This is a genomic window from Glaciimonas sp. GG7, assembly GCF_052976905.1.
This window is the reverse complement of sequence record NZ_JBRIIQ010000185.1, coordinates 1-3381: the sequence shown is the minus strand read 5'-3', so window position 1 is coordinate 3381 and position 3381 is coordinate 1. Positions and strand designations below refer to the sequence as shown.

Below are 3381 nucleotides of genomic sequence, written 5' to 3'. Positions count from 1 at the left end.
CTGCCGGCTCACTGTCTGCCGGGATGACGTTGAATACATCGACCGGTGCACTGAGCGGGACACCGACGGCCTCTGGGACCTTCTACTTTACTGTCAAGGCGCTGGACGCAAATAACTTCAACGTGGCGCAGACGTATGCGTTGGTGATTGGCGTTGCGACGGTGACGCTGACACCATCGTCGTTGCCAGCGATTACTGCTGAAACGGCTTACAACACGAGGTTGACGGGTGCCGGCGGGACTGCACCTTACACTTTTGCGATTACCAGCGGTGCATTGCCAACTGGCATCGTGCTCAACCCCTCAACCGGGGTGTTGAGTGGCACGACAACGCAGAGCGCAAGCTATAACGTGACCATCAAAGCGACTGACAGCAGTACTGGCACTGGCGCACCGTTTCATGGTTCGCACGTTTATGCCGGCTTGATAGTCACGCCAGGCATCACCTTTAGTTCCGGCACTGTGGCAAGCGGCGCGGTGGCGGCCAGTTATTCGGGTGGTGTTACTGCCACCGGTGGTATTGGGCCGTACAGCTATAGCCTGACTGCCGGCTCACTGTCTGCCGGGATGACGTTGAATACATCGACCGGTGCACTGAGGGGGACACCGACGGCCTCCGGGACTTTCTACTTTACTGTCAAGGCGCTGGACGCGAATAACTTCAACGTGACGCAGACGTATGCGTTGGTGATTGGCGTTGCGACGGTGACGCTTACGCCATCGTCGTTGCTGAACCCGACTGCGGAAACGGCTTACAGCACAACCTTGACGGCTGCGGGCGGGATTGCTCCTTACACCTATACGATTATTGGCGGTGCATTGCCAACGGGGCTGACGCTCAACCCGTCAACCGGCGTACTGAGCGGCACGACGACGTTGGGCGGCAATTTTAGCGTCACCATTAAAGCGACTGACAGCAGTACCGGTACCGGTCCGTTTAACGCTTCGCATATTTATGCCTTTACTGTTGGTGCGCCGGGTATGACGCTGTCGTCAAGTGGTCTCACGACTGGTAAGGCTAACGTGTCGTATAGCGGGCAATTGACTGCCAACGGCGGGACGGGACCTTATGCCATGACGGTATCTTCGGGCAGTTTGCCGGCGGGGCTGGTATTAGGCACCAATGGTTCGGTGAGCGGTACGCCGACCACGGCTGGCACCTATACCTTTACGGTGACTGCGACGGATGCGAATAACTTCGGTGTGTCGAAAGTGGTGACATTGATTGTGGGTCAGCCGCAACCGGTGGCGTTTAATGAGACGGTCAGTACAGCGGCTAATCAGGCGCTGACGATCAATGTGACTGCTCACGATAGCGGTCCGATTTCCAGCATCGCTGTTACTACTGCGCCATCGCATGGGACGGCGACGGTGAGTGGCTTGACCGTTGTGTATACCCCGGCCTTGAACTACTTCGGTAGTGATAGCCTGAGCTATACGGATACCGGAACCGGCGGTACTTCAGCGCCGGCGACAGTGACGATCTCTGTGACAGCGCTGTCTGTCCCTGGGGACAGCGCACAGAGCGCGACGGTTCAGGCAGGTCAGTCGGTGACAGTGCATGGCGCTACCGGTGCAACCGGCGGTCCATTTACCGCATTGACGATCGTTAGCGGACCAAGTGCTGGTTCGGCGATAGTGAGCGGCACTGACATTGTGTATACCTCGGTGATCGGCAGCAGTGGTGCGATGCGATTGAGCTATACCTTGACAAATGCTTTCGGGGTTTCGGCACCGATTGCAGCGACCATCACCGTCAACTCGACGCCGGTTGCGGCCACGTTGAGCGGGACTGTGCTCTCTGGTAATAATGTGATTGTTGATCTGACCACCGGCGCGGGCGGCGGACCGTTCACTTCGGCGAGCATTCTTGCGGTGACACCGTCAGCAGCAGGTACTGCCGTCATTGTTAATGCAGGCGGCGGCTATCAGGTCAGCTTTACTGCTGGCGCTAAGTTTACTGGCGTGGCGACGGTGAGTTACACGTTGAGAAATGCCTACACCATCTCAGCACCGGGTAGTGTCAGTATTGCTGTCTCAGCGCGGCCGAATATTGCGGTCATCCCGGTAGTGGCGGCTCAGGTTGCGTCACAGAACGATGCTTCACGCCGCTTCTCGATTGCGCAGTTGTCGAACTTTACGCGTCGTCTGGAAACCTTGCATGTGGACGGTTGGGGCCATTCGGGATTTGGTGTGAGCGTGCCGATGACTGTGAGCCGCGAGCCGACCGTCGATGGCAATAGTGCATTTAATAATGTGCAGGCACGTAATAGTGGATACGGCGGTTTCGATGGCCTGACCAACGAATCGTATCAACCAAATATGCGTAAGGTCAGCTGGTCGCAACAACAAGGTAGTGGTAACGGCTTAGTGTTGGCCGCAAACGATACCCGGTTGGCGGCTAACCAATTGCCAGATTTGCCGCTGCGACAAGACGATGTGCATAAAGAACAGTTGTCATTGTGGGTCGGTGGAGCGGTTGATTTCGGTCAGCAACGTGGTAGCGGTCAGCAAAGTGGATTCAAGTTCAGTACCGACGGCGTAACAGTTGGTGGTGACTATCGGATCAACGATAAAGCGACGATTGGTCTGGGTGCAGGTTTGAGCCGTTCGTCGAGTGATATCGGCACAGACGGCAGCAAGAGCGCGTCCGAAAGTGTAGTCGGGGCGTTGTATGGCAGCATCCGACCAGTCAAGAATGTGTACATTGATGGCGTTCTCGGTTTAGGCACGCTCAATTTCACTTCGACCCGCTACCTTAACGAGAACGGCGGCTTTGCGAATGGTGCGCGGCATGGCAATCAATTGTTCACCGCGATTGTTGCTGGTATGGAGTTCCGTAATGATAGCTGGATGGTGACACCGTATGGTCGTATGGACATGACCTCGGCGAGCCTGAATCAGTACACCGAAACGGCACCCGGCACGAGTGCGATGACGTACTTTAAGCAAACCGTGCGTAACTCTAGCGCTACCTTGGGAACACGTATAGAAGCCCAGTACGTGACGACTTACGGAACCTGGTTACCACGCGCACGGGTTGAGTTTGCGCATCAGTTCCAGGGAGCTGGCAGTGCATTGATGGCGTATGCCGATCAAATCGCAGCCGGTCCTGCTTATACGGTGCAGACGACTACCTTGCAGACCGGTAACTGGGCTGCAGGTGTGGGTGCCCGGTTGTTCTTGCATAATGGCTTTATCTGCACGATTGATTACAACACCAATATCAATCAGTCTACTGCGCGCAGTCAGGCCATTCTCTTTAGTTTGGAAGTGCCGATTAAATAGGTGCTTGGTTGGCTCTGGGAATAGTTAGTTGTAATGCATAAAAAATCGATTCGTGCTTGTCCGTGGTACTCGGCATAGAACTACTGAGTCGGAG

At 55.6% G+C, this 3381-nt stretch carries 1 protein-coding gene; it reads left to right on the top strand.

The features are described from left to right. On the top strand, window positions 1–3287 hold a 3287-nt coding region (locus ACVBEF_RS20860; RefSeq protein WP_447125818.1), incomplete at its 5' end, for a putative Ig domain-containing protein. Window positions 3288–3381: the final 94 nt, after the last annotated feature.